Raw genomic sequence first — 18,995 nt, 5'->3', positions numbered from 1 at the left:
TTTATTTAGAAAAAATACCAGGACGCAGTCATGCAACCCAGAAACTTTGATGATATTCGTTTTACCTCTGTGCATCGTCGAGTGATGTTATGGGGCAGTGGCGGCCCTTTTCTTGACGGCTATGTATTAGTGATTATCGGTGTGGCATTAGAGCAACTCACACCGTTATTACAACTTGATACACGATGGATTGGTCTGCTTGGTGCAGCGACATTAGCAGGGCTTTTTATTGGCACATCACTCTTTGGTTATATTTGTGACAAAGTGGGTCGCCGTAAAATGTTCCTTGTGGATATTGTGGCTATTGCCATTATTTCTATCGCGACGATGTTTGTTTCAACCCCAGTGGGTTTGTTGGTGATGCGATTCCTTATTGGGATTGTGATTGGTGCTGACTATCCTATCGCAACGTCAATGATCACCGAATTTTCCAATAAAAAACAACGCGCTTTTGCGGTCGGATTTATTGCCGCTATGTGGTATATCGGGGCGACTTGCGCCAATTTGGTCGGTTATCTTTTATATGATATTGAGGATGGTTGGCGTTGGATGCTTGGTAGTGCCTTTATTCCTTGCGTTATTATTTTAATTGGTCGTTTTGATCTCCCTGAATCACCCCTTTGGTTAATACGTAAAGGGCGTATTCAAGAGTGCAATGAAATGATGATCAAGCTCTTTGGTGAGCCTGTGGTTTTTGAAGCGGAAGATGCCAAAACAACACGTTTTATCGAGTTATTTAATAAGCGTCACTTTTCTTTCGTGCTCTTTGTTGCAGTGATTTGGACTTGCCAAGTGATCCCGATGTTTGCCATTTATACCTTTGGGCCTCAAATTGTCGGTTTATTAGGATGGGATGCGGGAAGGAGTGCGGCGCTGGGTAATGTAGTCATTAGTCTATTCTTTATGTTTGGTTGTATTCCTGCCATGTTTTGGTTAAACCAAACAGGGCGACGTCCGTTATTAATTGGTAGTTTTGCCATGATGACGTTGGCATTATTAGTGCTCGGCGTTTTTCCTGATCTACCTATCTTATTTGTTATCTTAGCCTTTGCGACTTACGCGTTCTTTTCTGGTGGCCCCGGAATTTTACAATGGCTCTATCCTAACGAATTGTTTCCGACAGATATTCGGGCATCAGCAGTGGGCATCATTATGTCAATAAGCCGTATTGGTACAGTTATCTCAACGTGTGCTCTTCCTGCCTTTATTGCCACTTATGGCATTAACACCACCATGCTGGTGGGAGCCGCAATTTCACTGTTTGGTATGATAATTTCAGTCTTGTTTGCACCAGAAACTAAAGGATTAACGCTTAATCAGACTTCAACCATGCCGATGAAACGAGGTAAAAAACATATTTAGCTGATTTGCCCAAAATTAAAACCCAATGAATTTCATTATTTTTTCTGATAAAACTAAAAGATATTATTTATTAAGCTTTCTGGAAATATTTTATTAACATGTTATAAAAGTTAATAATTGTTTATTATTTTAATTTAAATTACATCTTTTATTTATTGATAAGATTTATTTATAACTTAAAATAAGTAGAGTATAGTTTTATTAAAAAGAGAGTGATTTTATTTTCTTTATTTAAATAAAATAGCTCTCTTTTTTATTTTTAATAATAACACATTTATAACGCATCAGTTTCAAATCTATTTCATTCCAATTAATTAATCTTTAATTAGTAAATATATTTAACTCGCTAAATCTAGACGCCAATCACAAATCTCACTCGTACTATTCAAATGACGAAAAACAGTTCGTTATTTACCAAGAATGAATAATTTCCCCTACTCAGAATAAGGTCATTACAGACGTAAACACCAGCAAAGAAGCGGTTGAGTAGGTATTTATGACCTTATTAGAAACGACAGTTAAAGAATGTCTAAACAGTGTAGTGAAGCAATATTCTTCACAAATAGCCTTGATTGAGAATCAAAGTAAAAAAACACTCACTTGGCAACAATTACAACAAGAAGTGGATCAAGTTGCCCGTGGTTTTTTATCTATTGGTTTAAAAAAGGGGGATCGTTTAGGTATTTGGTCTGCTAATAGTGTGGAATGGATAATCTGTTTTCTTGCCGCCGCTCAAATTGGTGTGCCCGTCGTTTGTATTAACTTTCATTTTAAAAAAAGAGAGTTATTAGATTTATGTCGATTAACTGGAATTAAAGCGCTCTGTTTTTCTGATGGTTTTAAAAGCAATCATTTTATTGAGGTTATTAATTGTCTTTCTAAAAAAGCATCCGAAAATAACGATGTATTACCTCAATTATTTATTAGCATGGGAAATGAACATGCAGAAAAAAGTGTCTCTTTATCTCAATTAAAAGAAAAAGCAATACACGTATCCGACGCTGTTTATCAGCATGCTGTTGAACAAGTTAGTGCAAAAGATTTGCTGACTATTCAAATGACCTCTGGCAGTACAGCGATGCCTAAAGGTGTCATGTTAAGCCAATATAATGTCATCAATAACGCCATGTTATCAGCACAGCGCTTAGGTGTGACTCATGACGATGTAATTTGTCTTGCGGTTCCTCTGTTCCACTGCTTTGGACTCTCTTCCTGCCTCTTTTTTGCATTAACAACAGGATGCCAATTAGTTCTGTTAGATAACTACTGTGCTGAAGATGTTTTAAAAGTCGTTCAAGACTATCGTTGCACTATTATGCATGGCGTTCCGACAATTTTTAGTCGCTTAATGAAGCATGAGCAATTTTCTCACTATGATTTATCTAGTCTTGATAAAGGCATTATTGCAGGAGCGAGTTTTCCTCCCGCATTAATCGATGACATCGAAAATATCCTCGGCATGAAAGGCATCACCGTCTCTTATGGTCAAACAGAAGCCTCACCTTGTTGTACCCAAACATTACCTAACGATCCTTTAACAATAAAACGTGGATCTATTGGTAAGCCTTTACCTTTTGTTGAAATGAAAATTATCAATCCGAAAACAGGTAAATCTGTGCCAGTAGGTATTTTAGGTGAAATTTGTACGCGTGGCTTCCATGTGATGATGGGCTATGACAATGCCCCTGATAAAACTAAAGAAGCGTTAGACGAAGAGGGTTGGTTACACACGGGTGATATCGGCTGTATCGATGAACAAGGAAATTATCACTATGCCTATCGCATGAAAGAGATTGTGGTGCGCGGTGGTGAAAATATCAGCCTTTGTGAAATAGAAGAAGCTATTGCTGAATATGCTGGTGTTGATGCGACAAAAGCATTTGGCATTCCGTCTGCTGATTTAGGTGAAGAAGTGATTGCCACCATTTGTGTGCAAAAAGGCCACAGCATTGGTGAAAGTGAATTACGTGAATTTCTACAAGAGCGACTGGCTCGCTACAAAATCCCCAAAGAACTCCATTTCTTTACAGAATTTCCTCATACCCCTTGCGGAAAAATTGATGTGCAAGCGCTGAAATTGCAACTGGGTTATAGCGTTTCAATCAAGGATGAAAAAAACAAAGTAGCGAGTTAAGTGACAACGGATTTATCCACATTCTGACAACAGCAGTATGAAGTCTAAAAATAATTAGGAGAAGAAATGACAAGTCATAAAGCACTGGAAGGCGTCACCGTAGTTGAGTTGGCGACCTTTATCGCGGTACCGGCAGCGGGTCGTATTTTAGCTGATATGGGTGCGAACGTAATCAAAATCGAATCTCCAAGTGGTGATAACTTACGCTATACAGCACCAACAGAAGGCCGCCCATTAGATCAACATGAAAACACCAGTTTTGATTTAGAAAACGCCAATAAACGTGGGATTGTGTTAAATACCAAAACAGAAGCAGGGAAAAAAATCCTGTTTGAACTGTTAGAAAAAGCAGACATTTTCTTAACTAACTGGCGTCCTGGAGCAAGAGAGCGTGCGGGTTTAGATTATGAAACGTTAAAACAGCGCTTTCCAAAATTAGTTTACGCCAGCGTGACGGGTTATGGCGATGAAGGCCCAGATAAAGACTTACCAGGATTTGACTACACAGCATTCTTTGCGCGTGGCGGTATTTTAGGCTCTCTGTACCAAAAAGGCACAGTACCTATGAACGTGATCCCTGGCCTTGGCGATCACCAGTGTGCATTAGGTTTGGTTTCAGGTGTGTTAGCTGCTTATATTCGTGCTCAAAATATCGGTCAAGGCGAGTATGTTTCAACTAACTTGTTGCATACTTCTATTTACACTCAAGCCATCATGATCCAAGCGGCACAATACCCAGATTATGGTCAGCCTTATCCTATCGATCGCCGCAATACCACCAGCCCATTTATTTTGGCTTATAAAACGAAAGATGATCGTTTTATTCAAGTCTGTATGCCTGTTTACGATGCTTATTACCCAACCTTTATTTCCTGTATTGGTCGCCCAGATTTAGCAGAAGACGCCCGTTATACACGTCTACAAGAAGTGGCGAAAAATAATCGCTCCCCAGAATTATATGACCTGATTTGGCAGCAAGTTGAGCAAAAAACAGCGTCAGAGTGGGCAGATATTTTCACCAAAAACGATATCCCATTCAGCATTGCGCAAACTTGGGAAGAAGTGTTGGAAGATAAACAAGCTTGGGCAATCAACACCTTCTACAACATGAAATATAAAAATGGCAGTGAAAAAGCCTTAGTTCGTCCACCGATTGATTTCTTAGAAAGTGGTTTACCTGAATATCGCCGTGGCCCTTTGTTAGGTGAAGACACACCGTCTGTATTAGCTGAATTAGGGTATAGCGCTGAAGAGATAGCAAACCTTGAAGCCAATAAAGACGTGATGACGTGGAAAGAATAATCCACTTACTTTTTTAATTTTCAGGAGAGCAAAGGCATGCAACAAGACATTTTCACAATGGGCGTTGATATCGGATCGTCAGCCTCGAAATGCATCATCATGAAAAATGGTGACGCGATTGTCGCGAAATCATTGGCATCTGTTGGCGCTGGTACATCTGGACCTGAAAAAGCGATCAATGAAGTATTGCGTCAATTTGGCGGCGATCTCAGTCAGATCAGCTGGATTTGCGCAACAGGCTATGGCCGTAATTCTTTGAAAGAAGCCAACAAAGAAGTGAGTGAACTTAGCTGCCATGCGAAAGGTGCGCACTTTCTTTTTCCGGGTGTGAAAACAGTGATTGATATCGGCGGTCAAGACGTTAAAGCACTTCATATGGATGGTGCAGGCCGTTTATTGAACTTTGTGATGAATGACAAGTGCGCTGCGGGTACAGGACGCTTTTTAGATGTGATGTCGCGAGTATTAGAAACCAAGATTTCCGATCTCGCTCAAGAGGGCGCTAAGTCCACGAAGAAAGTCACGATTAGCTCCACCTGTACCGTGTTCTCTGAATCGGAAGTTATTTCTCATCTCGCGAATAACGAAACAATACCCGACGTCATTAATGGTATTCACCGCTCTGTGGCTAGCCGTATTGCAGGTCTTGCAAAACGAGTCGGTGTTGAAGCCCCTGTTGTCATGACAGGCGGTGTTGCCAGTAATTTTGAAGTTGTTCGTTATGTTAGCGAAGAGCTGAACGCGCCTATCGCCACCTCACCATTATCACAATATAACGGGGCGATAGGTGCCGCCATTTATGCCTTTGAAGCGTACCGCCATCAACTGGAAGACGATGCGTTAACAATAGGAACATCAAAATGAGCAATGTAGATATGAATGCGCCGGATTATATTCCTGCGAAAAAACGACTGCAAAAAATTGCCGCTGATGCTTATCAGCGTGCGTGGGATGCCAAAAACAGCGGTGAAAAAATAGGGTGGTGCGCCTCAAACTTCCCGCAAGAAATCGCTGAAACACTGGGTTTATGTGTGGTTTATCCTGAAAACCAAGCCGCTGCGATTGCCGCAAAAGGTGCGGGTTTAAAAATGTGTGAGCACGCAGAAAGCATGGGTTATTCCAATGATATCTGTGCTTATGCACGCATTAGCCTTTCTTACATGGATATTAAGCAGTGTGAAGAGATGGATATGCCACAGCCTGATTTCTTGCTGTGCTGTAACAATATCTGTAACTGCATGATCAAATGGTATGAAAATATCGCTTATGAGCTGAATATCCCGATGATCCTTATCGATATTCCTTATAAAAATGACTATGACACCGATGATGTAACGGTGAAATATGTTCAAGCGCAATTTGATGATGCCATCAAACAACTCGAAAAAGTCACAGGCAAAGTGTTCTCAGAAGAGAAATTTAAAGAAGTCTGTGAAATTTCGCAGCGTACAGGACGTGCATGGTTAAAAGCGGCGGAATATTGCCAATATGAACCTTCGCCAATGAATGGTTTTGATCTCTTTAATCACATGGCTGTTGCTGTTTGTGCTCGCGGTAAATTAGAAGCCGCACTGGCTTTTGAGCAACTGTGTGAAGAGATGGAACAAAATATCAAAGAGAAAAAATCGACTTACCGCGGTGAAGAAAAATACCGAGTTCTCTTTGAAGGTATTGCCTGCTGGCCTTACTTGCGTGCCACATCTACTCCGTTAAAAGAGCAAGGTATCAACGTAACTGCCACTGTTTACGCCACCGCATTTGGTGTGATTTATCAAAATAGTGACGAAATGATGCGTGCTTACTCCTACGTTCCTAACTGTGTCTCTGTTGAACGTGCTGCTGATATGCGTATTAACGTGAGCCGTCAGAATAAAGTTGATGGTGCGATTATTCACGTTAACCGTAGTTGCAAGCTCTGGAGTGGCATTATGCCTGAAATTGAGCGCCGTATTCGTCATGAACTTAAGATCCCAACAGTGACTTTTGATGGCGACCAAGCTGATCCTCGAGTTTTCTCTGAAGCGCAGTATGTCACCCGTGTTGAAGCATTGACTGAAATTATGGCTGCTAACAAAGCAGAAATGAAAAAGGGGGACATCTAATGAAAACATTAGCGGAGTTGTTTGATGAGTTACAAGCCGTGGTTGATAACCCTGTTGCTCAATTAGATGGGTTTATTCGTAGTGGCAAAAAGGTTGTTGGCTGTTTTCCTGAATATACGCCGAATGAAATTGTCTATGCCGCAGGTATGGTGCCTTTTGGTATTTGGGGTGCAGAAGGCCGTGAGATCTCAGAAGCGAAGAAATATTTTCCTCCTTTCTATTGTGCACTAGTGCTTTCTTCTCTTGAGATGGGATTAGATGGGGCATTAAATAAATTGTCTGCGGCCTTAATTCCTTCTCTTTGTGACACCTTAAAATGCTTAGGGCAAAACTGGAAATCTGGTGTACCACAAGTTCCTTTCATTCAATTGGTTCATCCACAGAACCGTAAAACGCCAGCAGGTATTGCATTCTTAACTGAACAATATAAGAAAATTGCACTGCAATTAGGGGAGATTTCAGGTCAAGCGGTAACAGACGATGCACTGAAAAATGCCATCCATCTGTTTAATCAGCGCCGTCGCGCATTACGCGAGTTTTCAGATATCGCGGCACTTCATCCAAACTTGGTCACACCACAACGTCGTAACACTGTGATCAAAAGTGGTTATTTTATGGATGTCGTTGAGCATACAAAAGCCGTTGAAACCATTGTTGCACAATGCAAAACCTTGTCTCCAGAACCTTGGAAAGGACACAAGATTGTTGTAACAGGCATTATTGCGGATAGCCCTTCTATTCTACAAATTTTGGCTGACAACAAAATGGCGATTGTGGCGGATGAAGTCGCGCATGAGTCTCGTCAGTTTCGCCAAGATATTCCTGAAAACAAAGCACCTTATGAAGCGATGGCTGAGCAAATAGCCCATCTTGAAGGGTGTTCACTTTTGTATGATCCAGAGAAAAAACGCGGTCGTTTAATTGCCGATATGGTGAAAAACACAGGCGCCGATGGTGTCGTCTATTTACTGACGAAGTTCTGTGATCCTGAAGAATTTGATGCCCCTATTGTGAAGAAATTCCTCGATAGAGAAGGCATTCCTTCCATCATTATCGAAATCGATCAGCAAACTAAAACATATGAACAGGCAAGAACAGCACTGCAAACTTTTGCAGATGTGCTTTCTGCTTAACAACGTTAATTAATAGTCACAAAAGACCTGCGTGATTTACGCAGGTCAATTGAACCCTAACACATATAAGTGGGGCAATCATGGGTATTATTTGTTTAATCATCGGGCTAGCGATATTAATGATTATGTGTATGAAAGGCATACATATTTTTATTTCTGTCTTTACCACCAGCCTATTTCTTGCTGTGACTGCATGGCTTGTATCACCAGATATGCTTAATCCTGTCGATGCACTATTACAAGTGTATACCGGCGGATTAGGTGGCTATTTTGGCAGCTTCTTCTTCATTTTCGTACTAGGTGCGATTTTTGGCAAATTAACCGCTATCAGTGGCGCTGCTGATAGTGTTGCCTCTTTTATTATTGGTAAATTTGGTGAAAGAGCCGTTATTCCATCATTAGTGGCGGCTTGTGCCATTTTAGCCTACGGCGGTGTGTCAGTGTTTGTTGCACTGTTTACCGTCTATTCAATGATGGTGAGTTTATTCCGTAAAGCGAATCTTCCTCGCAGACTTATTCCGGCTGTCTATTTTGCAGGTGCGGGTACGTTTGTGATGATCATGCCGGGATCGCCTCAGATCCAAAACCTTATCCCAATGAAATTTCTAGGCACGTCAGCAACTGCGGGTTTAGTACCAGGTATGTTGACAGCATTGTTCCAAGTCACCTTAGTGATTATTTATCTCACTTGGCTCTTTAAGCGCGTAAAAGCGAAAGGTGAAGGTTGGGTTGAAGATGAAAAAACGGCGAAAGCAGAAGAGGGTAAAAAAGATCGCCAATTACCGAATGTGCTCGTTGCATTACTGCCGATGCTTATTCTGCTTGTCGTGCTGAATATCCTGAAATGGGATCCCGCTATTGCACTGTTCTGCGCCATTATTGCTGCCTTGATTGTGTACTTACGCTATCTAGATTGGAAAAAACTCATACCTAATTTAGCCGCAGGGACGATGGAAGGGGTGACCTCCCTCTTTAACACGGCGGTTATTGTTGGATTTGGTGCGTTAGTCATGACGTTACCTGCCTTCAAAGAATCATTCCAAGCGATTGCTCAATCGGGTCTTAATCCACTTGTTGTGACTGCAATTTCAGTCGGTGCGCTAGTGTTTATCAGTGGTTCAGGCTCTGGTGCGTTAAGTATCGCCATGCCAATGATTGCTGCGATGTTCCCTGCAACCGTGGTTGATCAAGGTTCATTACACCGTGTTGCCACAATGGCATCTATGAGTACAACACCGCCATTTAACGGATTGATTATTACTGTCTTTAGCGTCTGTGGTGTCAGCCATAAAGAGGGCTATGGGCCAGTGGGGACATTAACCCTCGCTATCCCACTGTTAGCCATGATGTTTATGTTGCTGCTGTACACCTTTTTACCTGCATCAATAGCAACGATGTAGAAATAACGTTAACCCATTAATGCGTGCGATAAGACGACAAACGTGAAATCGCACGCCATAGAGATAACCATCAATATTCTCAGAGGAAGATAAACATGGATTTTCAGCTAACAGAAGAACAAGTCCTGATCCGCGATATGGTCAGAGAGTTCGTTGAAAACGACATTAAACCAATTGCGGGTGCTATTGATAAAGAACATCGCTTTCCTAGTGAGAGTGTTGCACCGATGGCTGAATTGGGACTCTTTGGTTTCAACATTGATGAAGCTTATGGTGGTACAGAAGCAGATGCTATTAGCTATGTATTAGCCACAGAAGAGATGGCGAAAGTGAGTGCCTCTCACGCCATGATCATGGGATCACAATGTTCTTTAACAGGACCAATTATTCAAAAATATGCTGATGAAGAAACTAAAGCACGCATTTTACCAGGTGTGGTTTCTGGCGAAAAATTAGGGTGCTTCTGTTTGTCAGAGCCTAGTGCGGGTTGTGATGCTGCGGCTCAGGAAACAACAGCGGTTCGCCAAGGCGATAACTATGTGATTAATGGCTCTAAATTGTGGATCACTGCGGCGCCTCAAGGTGCTTTCTTTATCGTGTTTGCTATGACCGATAAAAGCAAAGGCGTAAAAGGGATCACCGCATTCTTAGTTGAGCGTGATAACCCTGGTATTAGCATTGGTTTACCTGAAGACAAAATGGGTATGAACGGCTCTGAAACCTGCTCTGTGAGCTTCAGTGATTGTGTTGTTTCAGCCAGCGCTATGTTAGGCGAAGAAGGCAAAGGCTTTAATATCGCGATGGAAACCTTAGATGGCGGGCGTTTAAGTTGTTCTGCATTGGCATTAGGGATCGCACAAAGTGCCTTAGATGCCACTATTGCTTACACCAAAGAACGTATTCAATTTGGTAAACCTATTGCGGCTAATCAAGGTATTCAATGGGTATTAGTGGATATGGCAACGCGTGTGGATTGCGCACGTATGCTAGTTTATCGCGCCGCTGCCGCCAAAATGGCAGGTCTTCCTTACACTCGTGAATCAGCTCAAGCCAAACTTTATGCAGCAGAAGCTGCCACTTATGTAACTCAAAAAGCCGTTCAATTACATGGCGGTATGGGTTACACCAAATCCTATCCTGTTGAACGTTTGATGCGTGAAGCAAAACTTACTGAGATTTTTGAAGGCACAAGTGAAGTGCAACGTATGGTCATCGCTAAGCATATTTTAGCGTAATGAGATTTGAGCTTATTAATTTGTTGCATTGTGCAAAACGGAGAATGTGAATTATGAAACTTATTGCCTGCTGTAAGGTTGTTCATGACGAACAAGACATCACAACACGGCCTGATCGTACACTCGCAACCGATAATGCGGGTTTAAAAATTAGTTTGTATGACTTGAATGCAATTGAAACCGCAGTAGAAATAGCCTCTACCCTTGGTGATAGCACTGTAACTGCATTAAGTGTGGGTACAAGTGCAATGGTTGAAAACGCGAAAATCAAAAAAGATATTTTATCGCGTGGCCCAGATGCATTAACGCTGGTTGCTGATGATGCATGTAGCGCGCTTTATTCAACAGATACTGCCAATATTATTGCGCAAGCAGCAAAAAAAGTGGGGTTTGACTTGCTCATTTTCGGCGAAGGTTCAGGTGATTTATACGCTCAACAAACGGGTTTAGCCGTTGGTGAATATTTAGGTTTACCTTGTGTGAACGCTGTAAACAAAATCACCGTTGAAGGCGACAAAATCATTGTTGAACGTGATTTAGAAAATATTACTGAAGAACTTGAACTGACATTACCTGCCATTGTGTGTGTCACTTCAAGTATTAACACACCAAAACTCCCTTCAATGAAAGCCATTTTAGCGGCGAATAAAAAACCAGTTGAAAAGCTGGGGTTAGGAGATATCGGTGTTGATATTTCTTCTCTGACTGTTGTGCAAACACAAGTTTGTGCGCCAGAGCAATCTGATCGCCTTGGTATTATTTTAGAAGGTGATTCAGATGAAAATATTGCCACTTTTGCTGAACATTTACGCCAAGCGGTTAATCAATAAGGAGATTAAAAATGGCTAGTTTACTACCTACTACCTTTGTTTATGCCGAAAAAGCGGATGATTTAGCAAAGCTGATTGCGTTTGCTCGTGGTCTTGGTGAAAAGGTTAATGTGCTGTTTATTGGTGATGATGAAAGTACGCGTGAATGTGTCAACTTAGGCGCTGATTGTGTGTACTGCTTTGCACCTCAAGAGGGTGTGATTGCTGAAGATTATGCGGCCTCTTTTGCCGCAATTATTAAAGAAGCGGGTGCGAATGCATTGGTTCTACTTGCTTCATCAAAACGAGCAAAAGCGATTGCGGCTCGTCTTGGTGTGACTTTAAACGCTGGTGTTGTCAGTGATGCATTAAGTATTGCTATTGAAAACAATACTGTGATTGCTACACACCAAGTCTATGGTGGTTTAGCGCATGCTAAAGCAGAAATTTGCTCACCTTATGCCATTGCGACTGTCGGTAGTGCATTAGATGTGGAAGCCATCAAAGACGCACCCAATGCACAAGTGGTGCAAAGTGCCTTTATCGCCCCTGCACATACATTAAAAGTATTAGCGCGTAAGCCAAAACATGGCAGTACCGTTGATTTAGGTAAAGCGCATTGTGTTGTGGGTGTCGGACGCGGTTTTGGTAAGGCGGATGATATTGCACTTGCGGAGGCATTAGCGAAAGCCCTTCAAGGCGAAGTGGGCTGTTCACGTCCGATTGCTGAGGGTGAAGGCTGGATGGAACATGACCGCTACATTGGTGTTTCAGGCGTGACTTTAGGTGCGGATGTTTATGTTGCTGTCGGTATTTCAGGGCAAATTCAGCATATGGTGGGTGTGGATAGAGCAAAAGTCATTGTTGCTATCAACAAAGATAAAAATGCCCCAATTTTCAATATGGTGGATTACGGTATTGTTGGCGACCTCTACAAAGTGTTACCTGCATTAACCGCGAAGCTTGGCGGCTAATCACCGTAGGTCGCTTAGTGATAATTTGCTAAGCGACCACACATAATAAAAGGATAGGAAAGTATGTCAGACGATATTTTTGACGCCATTATTGTGGGTGGTGGACTTGCTGGTGGTACTGCTGCCTATGTATTAGCACAAGCAGGGTGTGATGTTTTAGTTGTAGAGCGAGGTAATTTCGCTGGCAGTAAAAATATGACAGGTGGACGTTTATACGCGCACAGCCTTGAAAAAATCATTCCCAATTTTGCCCAAGAAGCACCTGTTGAACGCCTTGTGACGCGTGAAAAAATTTCCATGCTCACGGAAACAGATGGTGTGACTTTAGATTATCAACACACGCAACAAGAAGAGGAAGCTGCACGCTCTTATACCGTATTACGTTCTTCATTTGACCAATGGTTAATGGAAAAAGCAGAAAACGCTGGCGCACAAGTGATCACGGGTGTTCGCGTTGATGAAGTGTTGGTGAAAGAAGGCAAGGTGTGTGGTGTAAAAGCGGGTGATGATGAAATTGAAGCCCATGTGGTTATCCTCGCTGATGGTGTTAATTCATTATTAGCAAAACAATTAGGTATGACACAAAAAATTAATCCTCACACTGTGGCGGTAGGGGTTAAAGAGTTATTGGAATTCACGCCACAACAAATGGAAGACCGATTTGGTTGTACTAATGATGAAGGCTTAGCTTGGCTTTTTGCTGGCGCACCATCAGGTGGATATTTAGGTGGCGGATTCTTATATACCAATAAAAATACCGTTTCTTTAGGCCTTGTTTTAGGGCTACATAATGTCGATAAATTCGAAAAAACGGTTCCTCAATTATTAGAAGATTTTAAACAGCACCCTGTTGTTGCACCACTTATCAAAGACGGCAAATTATTAGAATATTCAGCGCATATGGTGCCAGAGGGTGGCATGAATATGGTATCTGAATTAGTCAAAGATGGCGTATTAGTGGCGGGAGATGCCGCAGGTTTTTGCCTTAATGTCGGCTATACCGTAAGAGGAATGGATTTAGCGATTGCTTCAGGTGAAGCGGCTGCAAAAGCGGTATTAATGGCGAAAGAGCAAAACAGTTATAGCCAAAAAGAATTAAGTTGCTACCAATCTTTATTAAATGACAGCTTTGTGATGAAAGATATGAAGTTATACAAAGACTTGCCTTCTTTCCTCGATAATACAAGATTCTTTACGGATTACCCGCAAATGGCTGCGAACGTGATGCACGACTTATTTGTGATTAATGGTCCAGAAAAACCTGTGCGTAAGAAAATACTGTCTCAAGTTAAGAAAGTGGGTGTGATGAACTTAATTAAAGATGGGTTTAAGGGGGTACGTTCTTTATGAGTCAAGTCAACGTAGACGTTAAATTAGGCGCCAATAAATTTAATGTGGATGAAGAAAATCCACATATTGTGTTAAAGGATGATATCGATCCTGTACAATTTGACATCTTAATGAAAGCCTGCCCTGCTGGGTTATATAAGAAAGATGAAAAAGGACAATACCTTTTTGATTACGCGGGCTGTTTAGAGTGCGGAACTTGCCGTGTTTTATGTGGTGAAACAATTTTAAAGAAATGGGAATATCCATGTGGCACTTTAGGCATTGAATTTCGTTACGGTTAATGTAACAACACCAATCCCCCTCTAACATAACCTCCAAAATTTTAACTAGAGGGGGAATGAGCATTCTGAGTACATATTGATTCATATATGGATCATAATGCTTGAAATGATTTTTATATGCTCTATAACCCTGTTTTAAAACTTATCTTAACGAATGTATTTTTCGATATTCTGAAGGCGTCATAAAAAATTCGGATTTAAATTTTCGACTTAAATTAGAAATATCGCTAAATCCGCATTCATAAGCTAATTGTGTAATATTTTTCTCTGCCAAGAGAGGATTAACTAAAGCCGCTTTATAATTCTCAAGGCGTTTTTGGTAGATCCAACGAAGTACAGAGGTATTTTGTTCTTTAAATAACATCTGTAAATAGCGCACGGAGATCCCACAAGCATTTGCACATTGATTAACACTTAAATCTGGATCGGAAATATGTTGCTCTAAATAGTGCTGGGCAAAATAAAACAGTGTTGATCTTCCTAAGCTTTGAGGTGGAGTTGCAATACTGTATTCACTGAAAGCAGACGTAATTAAATTCAATAAAATATCGGCAAGTTGTTGTGCATGTTGTGGTGGCATTGAATCTAAGAACGGAATATAGCGCATCACAAAGCTATAAACGAGGGAGCCTGTAATGCTATTGCCTCGTATTGCTCTTGCAGTAAGATTTTGGGTATTACCTAAACGTGATGCTAGTTTTTCCCTTGGGATCAAAATTTTAAATAATGAGTAATCGTTATCAAAAGACCATGATACGGGTCTTGCCATATCAAAAATACAAAAGTCTCCTTGCCGTAGAAATGCGGTTCTTCCATCTTGAGTAAGATGGCTAGTTCCTGAACGCTGTATCTCAATTTGAAAATGCTCTTCCAAGCTAAGTTTATGAGTTAAAGGACGGCTACTCGCCCAGTGACCATTAGACTCTAGCTGAATAAAGCGAATATTTGTCACCTTCTGCTCGACAATGTTGGCATAAAATCGAGAATGAGGAGGCAATTCGACTTCATTGCATTCATAAGACGATAAAAAGCGGTCTTTTATTGTATCCCTGAATACGGAAAACCGATCTACGTCAGGGAGCTCCCGAGTCGTAAACATGCTTTTCATAGTACGCCCACTTTTATTGAAAGTATTTTTGTTGTGTTGCTATCAATCTAGTATAAAAACGACTTAAACCAGGTTGAAATAGAATAATGTTTTTATAACTTTAATTTTAAAATTAGAATAGTAAGTTTAAATAATTATTAACAGAGATATTCATTATCTTTCTTGTTAATAAATTGAAGACAATATATTTAAAAGTTTTTAATTTATTTAAACTAACATCATGTAAATTATAGAATTAATTTATAGCATTTTTTATGCTAGCATTTCTATGCTATTAATCCTAAGTTAATTTCCTATCTTTAGAGAGAGATCTCATAAATAGATTAAGAGTGATTCTTATTAATATCTTATTTATTTCATTCTTTTCAGAGTGTGAGTTAATATGGATTTTATGTAATTTAAATAATGGCTTGTTAATAAGATGATTTTTTATGGTTAATAATGTAATTTGTTTTTAAGATGCGTTAGTAAGATAATTATAGATAATAAATATTTTTTTATTATAAAAATATTTAGCTAAAAATAATAAAACTCTTTAAATATTATTATATTAGTTATTAATAATAACCATTTTTCCATATCAAAGAGAGTTTTATTAAATAAAAATGCTATATCATTAAGAAAAGAATAGTGATTGAATTATTGATGCAGTGTAGGGCAATAGGTGCGATTAATAAACGAAATCCTATTCTTACTAAACAAAAGATAACTCCCACAATAAAAATAAGAATAAATGTAGTGATTGATTCATATTGATAGTGCATAGTTGAAAATAGCAGTGAAGAAAGAATAATCGCTATCCATTTTCCTGTATTGCCATACCACATGCCTGCATTTAATAGAAAACCTCTAAAAATGATCTCTTCAGTAATCAGAGCAATAAACATAGCAGCAAGGGCAAACAGGAAGAAAGCAAATCCTGTAATGGGTTCAACTTCGGCTATCCATGAATCATCGTCAAAACCTAAAAACATGCCGATAAATAATAATCCCAGTAATGTTAAGACAGGGGCTTTTAATGTTCGCCATTGAAGCCGGCCTAATGGCATTAATGTAATGTGTTTTTGATAGGCAAACCAAATAATTAGGCAGTAGGGAAGGTAAATAAAAAAGCTCACCAATGAGATGATATAAGTTGATTGAAATAGTGCAACAGATGAAGGCGTTAGCAATAGGCTAAAAGAGGAAAAGAAGTAGCCTATAAAGGCAAGTACGCAGATGACTGAATGGTAAACTCGATCTTTGGGAAATTCCATTTATGTTTGTCTTTGAGGGGTAATAAGATAAGTAATTTGTTTTATTTATTATGCATGATAAAAATAATTTTTGTGTTAATGTAATAAATATAAATAACTTATAGCTAATATAAGGCTAAATTTTGAAAGAAAATCTTTTACAGGCTATCCTCGATTGGATTGAAGAAAATTTAAATAGTCCTTTATCTCAAGGTGATGTTATAAAAAAATCAGGATACAGTAAAAGGCATTTTCAAGATTTGTTTTATCATTTTACTGGTAAGACGGTTGCTAGATATATCCTAGCAAGACGTTTGTCGTTGTCTGCAACTTTATTACGATTAACAAGTTTATCTGTATTAGATATATCGATTATTTATCAATTTAATTCTCAACAGAATTTTTCAAGAGCTTTTAAAAGATACTTTAAAGTAACACCAAGTGCTTACCGAACCTGTAAATACTGGGATTTTTCTTATTATATACCACAACACAAATATTTAACTTTCCAAAAATTAATAAGTAGTGAGAGTTTTGTCAATTTATTATCTTCTGAATATGAGGAAAGTGTTTTTTATGTTGATATTCCTTTTGAGCTTAAGGCTAAAATTGCTCGAACTGGGTTAGGTTTTAAGGATAAAAATAAAATAGATAAATTAAAAGGTTTAATAAAAAATAGTTCTGATTTTTATTTGAATGTATATTATCGATGTGAAAAATCCACCTCCACTAAAAATTTGTTAGCTGTATATAACTTTTTTGAATTTAGTAATAAGCATGAAGTTTTTTTGTCTATAAATGGTGATAGGTATTATAAATTTTCATTTTATGGTACATGGGATGAATATTTAATATTATCTAATGTTATTTATTTTAGAGAGTTACCAAAGTTAAAAGCTAAAAAAAGGGATAGCTATGATATTGAGGTTTTTAATATTAAACAAATGAAAGATAAAAGTAATATATGTTCATTGGATTACTTCGTTCCTGTAGTGTAATTTTTTAGTAATTTTTTTGGGGTTGTATTGTAGTATTCTTTAAATTTTTTTATGAAATATGACGTTGTTTTATACCCTAATTTATTTGATATGGTATTTATATTTAAATTTGTTGTTGTTAATAAATTTATAGCATGCTCCATTCTTGCTTTGGTTAATATTTTTGTAAAATTTGTTTTTTCTGCCTCAAGCTTTTTTCTCAAAGATGATGTCCCAATATATAATCTTTTACTAATATCTTTTAATTTCCACTCATAACTTAAATCTTCACTAATGATATTGGTTATTTTATTTGTATATGATGAATTGTACATATTATAGATAAAACTCATAATATTTATTTCTAATCCACTTAATAAGTATGCTATTTTTAATATATATTCATGTTCTATTTTGTCAGATGTAATAATTTCGTTATTAAATTTGGTTTTTAATTTATTAAATAACAGAATATCTTCTGGATGAGTTTTTTTTATCAAAATATTGTTTTCAATATTCTGTGTATTCTCTTTTAATATAAGATGATTAGAGGCAAAATTTATTTTTAAAGCATCTCTAAGGACATCACAAGATAAATAAAGTAAGGTTGGTTTGTTTTCTTTAGAAAAAAATACATCAAACTTTATATCTTTTGATATTAGAGCAATACTATTTTTATTTATTGATTTTTTAAATTTACTCGTTTCTATTCGTATTTCGCTATCTTTTGTTAATAACATAATGTAATTAGATAGGGTTAAGTTTTTTAAATGAAAATAATAATCTTTCATATAAATAGACTCACTTTAATCCAAATTTAATTAGTTAAATAGTAATGATAAATATATTAATGATTAGTCTATGGTTTTATTTTTATAAATGAAATTACATTTTTTGTGGTGTAGCAAATAGTGGTATTTATTTATCTTTTAGTGTTATTTTTTTATGTGGGTTATCATAAGTAAAGACTAATTCTCACAGTAAATTACATAGGTGTAAGTATAACTTTGATTATACGAGTATGTTTTAACATTTTTGGCAGTTTAATTAAAAAAATTAGTTGTTGTATCTTTTTTAGGGTTCCTACTTTATTGATAAATATCTTATTTATTGTTTTGTGGTATTTATTTATTTCTTTGTTTGATTTGGGGCGCAGGGCTAGGTGATACACTGAACTTAAGTGAAATCATATTTGTAGTGTTTCTATGTTCATCCCCTTCTTAGGTAATTAAGATGCATGGCTGGAATATTAATTATGTAATAGGAAACGAGGTTAAAGCTATAAGGAAGGCTCAAAAGCTGACAGGGATTAATGTGGCAAAGAAAATGAATATAAGCCAACAACATTATTCTCGCCTCGAACGAGGTGATGTTAAATGGAGTGTTTCTACACTAATAGAAGTTTGCTTTATTTTAAATATTTCTATCCTTCATTTTATAAAAATATTAGACAGTAAAAAGAGAATAATTATTGATTGTAATCGCGAGTATATTCATAAATAGAAAACAATGCAAATACAAGGGGGAGAATAAGGAAAGACTATTATTTTGTAACTGATTCTTAATAAAGAATTTTTAAATAAACAGCGCGTA

The 18,995-nt window shown here is 38.1% G+C and carries 17 protein-coding genes; 14 read left to right on the top strand and 3 right to left on the bottom strand.

Going from position 1 to position 18,995, the window contains the following annotated elements; genetic code table 11:
* Positions 1-30: 30 nt before the first annotated feature.
* The 12 genes from ABN212_RS03855 (at position 31) to ABN212_RS03800 (ending at position 14,082) form a co-directional block, all read left to right on the top strand.
* Positions 31-1,362 carry an MFS transporter gene (locus ABN212_RS03855; RefSeq protein WP_198626451.1) on the top strand — a complete coding sequence of 444 codons (1,332 nt, stop codon included), beginning with the start codon at positions 31-33 and terminating at the stop codon, positions 1,360-1,362.
* 496 nt (positions 1,363-1,858) lie between these two features.
* Entirely contained in the window at positions 1,859-3,496 is a 1,638-nt protein-coding gene (locus ABN212_RS03850) for an AMP-binding protein (RefSeq protein ID WP_198620539.1), read from the top strand.
* A 66-nt stretch (positions 3,497-3,562) separates the two neighbouring features.
* Entirely contained in the window at positions 3,563-4,798 is a 1,236-nt protein-coding gene (locus tag ABN212_RS03845) for a CaiB/BaiF CoA transferase family protein (RefSeq protein WP_098941845.1), read from the top strand.
* A 36-nt stretch (positions 4,799-4,834) separates the two neighbouring features.
* Entirely contained in the window at positions 4,835-5,662 is an 828-nt protein-coding gene (locus ABN212_RS03840; RefSeq protein ID WP_151436161.1) for an acyl-CoA dehydratase activase, read from the top strand.
* Positions 5,659-6,900 carry a 2-hydroxyacyl-CoA dehydratase subunit D gene (locus ABN212_RS03835; RefSeq protein ID WP_069369783.1) on the top strand — a complete coding sequence of 414 codons (1,242 nt, stop codon included), beginning with the start codon at positions 5,659-5,661 and terminating at the stop codon, positions 6,898-6,900. Before ABN212_RS03840 ends, ABN212_RS03835 begins: the two co-directional genes overlap by 4 nt.
* Complete coding sequence (locus ABN212_RS03830) at positions 6,900-8,033, top strand: 2-hydroxyacyl-CoA dehydratase subunit D (protein ID WP_349442902.1); 1,134 nt, start codon at positions 6,900-6,902, stop codon at positions 8,031-8,033. The genes ABN212_RS03835 and ABN212_RS03830 overlap by 1 nt, the downstream gene beginning before the upstream one ends.
* Positions 8,034-8,113: 80 nt before the next feature.
* On the top strand, positions 8,114-9,433 hold the full coding sequence (locus tag ABN212_RS03825; RefSeq protein ID WP_109373297.1) for a GntP family permease: 1,320 nt from the start codon (positions 8,114-8,116) through the stop codon (positions 9,431-9,433).
* A 95-nt stretch (positions 9,434-9,528) separates the two neighbouring features.
* Positions 9,529-10,668 carry an acyl-CoA dehydrogenase family protein gene (locus ABN212_RS03820; RefSeq protein WP_088494521.1) on the top strand — a complete coding sequence of 380 codons (1,140 nt, stop codon included), beginning with the start codon at positions 9,529-9,531 and terminating at the stop codon, positions 10,666-10,668.
* A 53-nt stretch (positions 10,669-10,721) separates the two neighbouring features.
* Positions 10,722-11,498: a putative electron transfer flavoprotein FixA gene (gene fixA, locus ABN212_RS03815; protein WP_198620536.1), complete on the top strand. Its 777-nt coding sequence runs from the start codon at positions 10,722-10,724 to the stop codon at positions 11,496-11,498.
* Between the two features lie 11 nt (positions 11,499-11,509).
* Positions 11,510-12,451 carry an FAD-binding protein gene (locus ABN212_RS03810; RefSeq protein ID WP_349442901.1) on the top strand — a complete coding sequence of 314 codons (942 nt, stop codon included), beginning with the start codon at positions 11,510-11,512 and terminating at the stop codon, positions 12,449-12,451.
* 63 nt (positions 12,452-12,514) lie between these two features.
* Positions 12,515-13,801, top strand: a complete 1,287-nt coding sequence (locus tag ABN212_RS03805) for an FAD-dependent oxidoreductase (RefSeq protein ID WP_198620534.1) — start codon at positions 12,515-12,517, stop codon at positions 13,799-13,801.
* Positions 13,798-14,082: a ferredoxin family protein gene (locus ABN212_RS03800; protein WP_198626447.1), complete on the top strand. Its 285-nt coding sequence runs from the start codon at positions 13,798-13,800 to the stop codon at positions 14,080-14,082. The genes ABN212_RS03805 and ABN212_RS03800 overlap by 4 nt, the downstream gene beginning before the upstream one ends.
* Positions 14,083-14,224: 142 nt before the next feature.
* On the opposite strand, the gene ABN212_RS03795 is transcribed toward ABN212_RS03800, so the two are convergent.
* Positions 14,225-15,190 carry a helix-turn-helix domain-containing protein gene (locus ABN212_RS03795; protein ID WP_196532881.1) on the bottom strand — a complete coding sequence of 322 codons (966 nt, stop codon included), beginning with the start codon at positions 15,188-15,190 and terminating at the stop codon, positions 14,225-14,227.
* Positions 15,191-15,798: 608 nt separating this feature from the next.
* Positions 15,799-16,446: a CPBP family intramembrane glutamic endopeptidase gene (locus tag ABN212_RS03790; RefSeq protein ID WP_349442900.1), complete on the bottom strand. Its 648-nt coding sequence runs from the start codon at positions 16,444-16,446 to the stop codon at positions 15,799-15,801.
* Between the two features lie 122 nt (positions 16,447-16,568).
* Between ABN212_RS03790 and ABN212_RS03785 the strand changes: the two genes are divergently transcribed.
* Entirely contained in the window at positions 16,569-17,423 is an 855-nt protein-coding gene (locus tag ABN212_RS03785; RefSeq protein ID WP_198620531.1) for a helix-turn-helix domain-containing protein, read from the top strand.
* On the opposite strand, the gene ABN212_RS03780 is transcribed toward ABN212_RS03785, so the two are convergent.
* Positions 17,402-18,193 carry a helix-turn-helix transcriptional regulator gene (locus ABN212_RS03780; protein WP_349442899.1) on the bottom strand — a complete coding sequence of 264 codons (792 nt, stop codon included), beginning with the start codon at positions 18,191-18,193 and terminating at the stop codon, positions 17,402-17,404. The two genes, ABN212_RS03785 and ABN212_RS03780, sit on opposite strands and share 22 nt — an antisense overlap.
* 442 nt (positions 18,194-18,635) lie before the next feature.
* Here ABN212_RS03780 and ABN212_RS03775 point away from each other — a divergent pair, with 442 nt between their 5' ends.
* Positions 18,636-18,905 carry a helix-turn-helix domain-containing protein gene (locus ABN212_RS03775; protein ID WP_198630406.1) on the top strand — a complete coding sequence of 90 codons (270 nt, stop codon included), beginning with the start codon at positions 18,636-18,638 and terminating at the stop codon, positions 18,903-18,905.
* Positions 18,906-18,995: the final 90 nt, after the last annotated feature.

Source organism: Proteus genomosp. 6, from assembly GCF_040139785.1.
Taxonomy (GTDB): domain Bacteria; phylum Pseudomonadota; class Gammaproteobacteria; order Enterobacterales; family Enterobacteriaceae; genus Proteus.
The sequence above is the reverse complement of the archived record's forward strand: the minus strand, read 5'-3'. Positions and strand labels throughout refer to the sequence as shown.

Coding starts and splice junctions, on each gene's coding strand:
- ABN212_RS03805 (WP_198620534.1), top strand. CDS start 12,515: ATGTCAGACGATATTTTTGACGCCATTATTGTGGGTGGTGGACTTGCT.
- ABN212_RS03810 (WP_349442901.1), top strand. CDS start 11,510: ATGGCTAGTTTACTACCTACTACCTTTGTTTATGCCGAAAAAGCGGAT.
- ABN212_RS03855 (WP_198626451.1), top strand. CDS start 31: ATGCAACCCAGAAACTTTGATGATATTCGTTTTACCTCTGTGCATCGT.
- fixA (WP_198620536.1), top strand. CDS start 10,722: ATGAAACTTATTGCCTGCTGTAAGGTTGTTCATGACGAACAAGACATC.
- ABN212_RS03775 (WP_198630406.1), top strand. CDS start 18,636: ATGCATGGCTGGAATATTAATTATGTAATAGGAAACGAGGTTAAAGCT.
- ABN212_RS03835 (WP_069369783.1), top strand. CDS start 5,659: ATGAGCAATGTAGATATGAATGCGCCGGATTATATTCCTGCGAAAAAA.
- ABN212_RS03850 (WP_198620539.1), top strand. CDS start 1,859: ATGACCTTATTAGAAACGACAGTTAAAGAATGTCTAAACAGTGTAGTG.
- ABN212_RS03780 (WP_349442899.1), bottom strand. CDS start 18,193: ATGAAAGATTATTATTTTCATTTAAAAAACTTAACCCTATCTAATTAC.
- ABN212_RS03820 (WP_088494521.1), top strand. CDS start 9,529: ATGGATTTTCAGCTAACAGAAGAACAAGTCCTGATCCGCGATATGGTC.
- ABN212_RS03800 (WP_198626447.1), top strand. CDS start 13,798: ATGAGTCAAGTCAACGTAGACGTTAAATTAGGCGCCAATAAATTTAAT.
- ABN212_RS03825 (WP_109373297.1), top strand. CDS start 8,114: ATGGGTATTATTTGTTTAATCATCGGGCTAGCGATATTAATGATTATG.
- ABN212_RS03790 (WP_349442900.1), bottom strand. CDS start 16,446: ATGGAATTTCCCAAAGATCGAGTTTACCATTCAGTCATCTGCGTACTT.
- ABN212_RS03795 (WP_196532881.1), bottom strand. CDS start 15,190: ATGAAAAGCATGTTTACGACTCGGGAGCTCCCTGACGTAGATCGGTTT.
- ABN212_RS03840 (WP_151436161.1), top strand. CDS start 4,835: ATGCAACAAGACATTTTCACAATGGGCGTTGATATCGGATCGTCAGCC.
- ABN212_RS03830 (WP_349442902.1), top strand. CDS start 6,900: ATGAAAACATTAGCGGAGTTGTTTGATGAGTTACAAGCCGTGGTTGAT.
- ABN212_RS03845 (WP_098941845.1), top strand. CDS start 3,563: ATGACAAGTCATAAAGCACTGGAAGGCGTCACCGTAGTTGAGTTGGCG.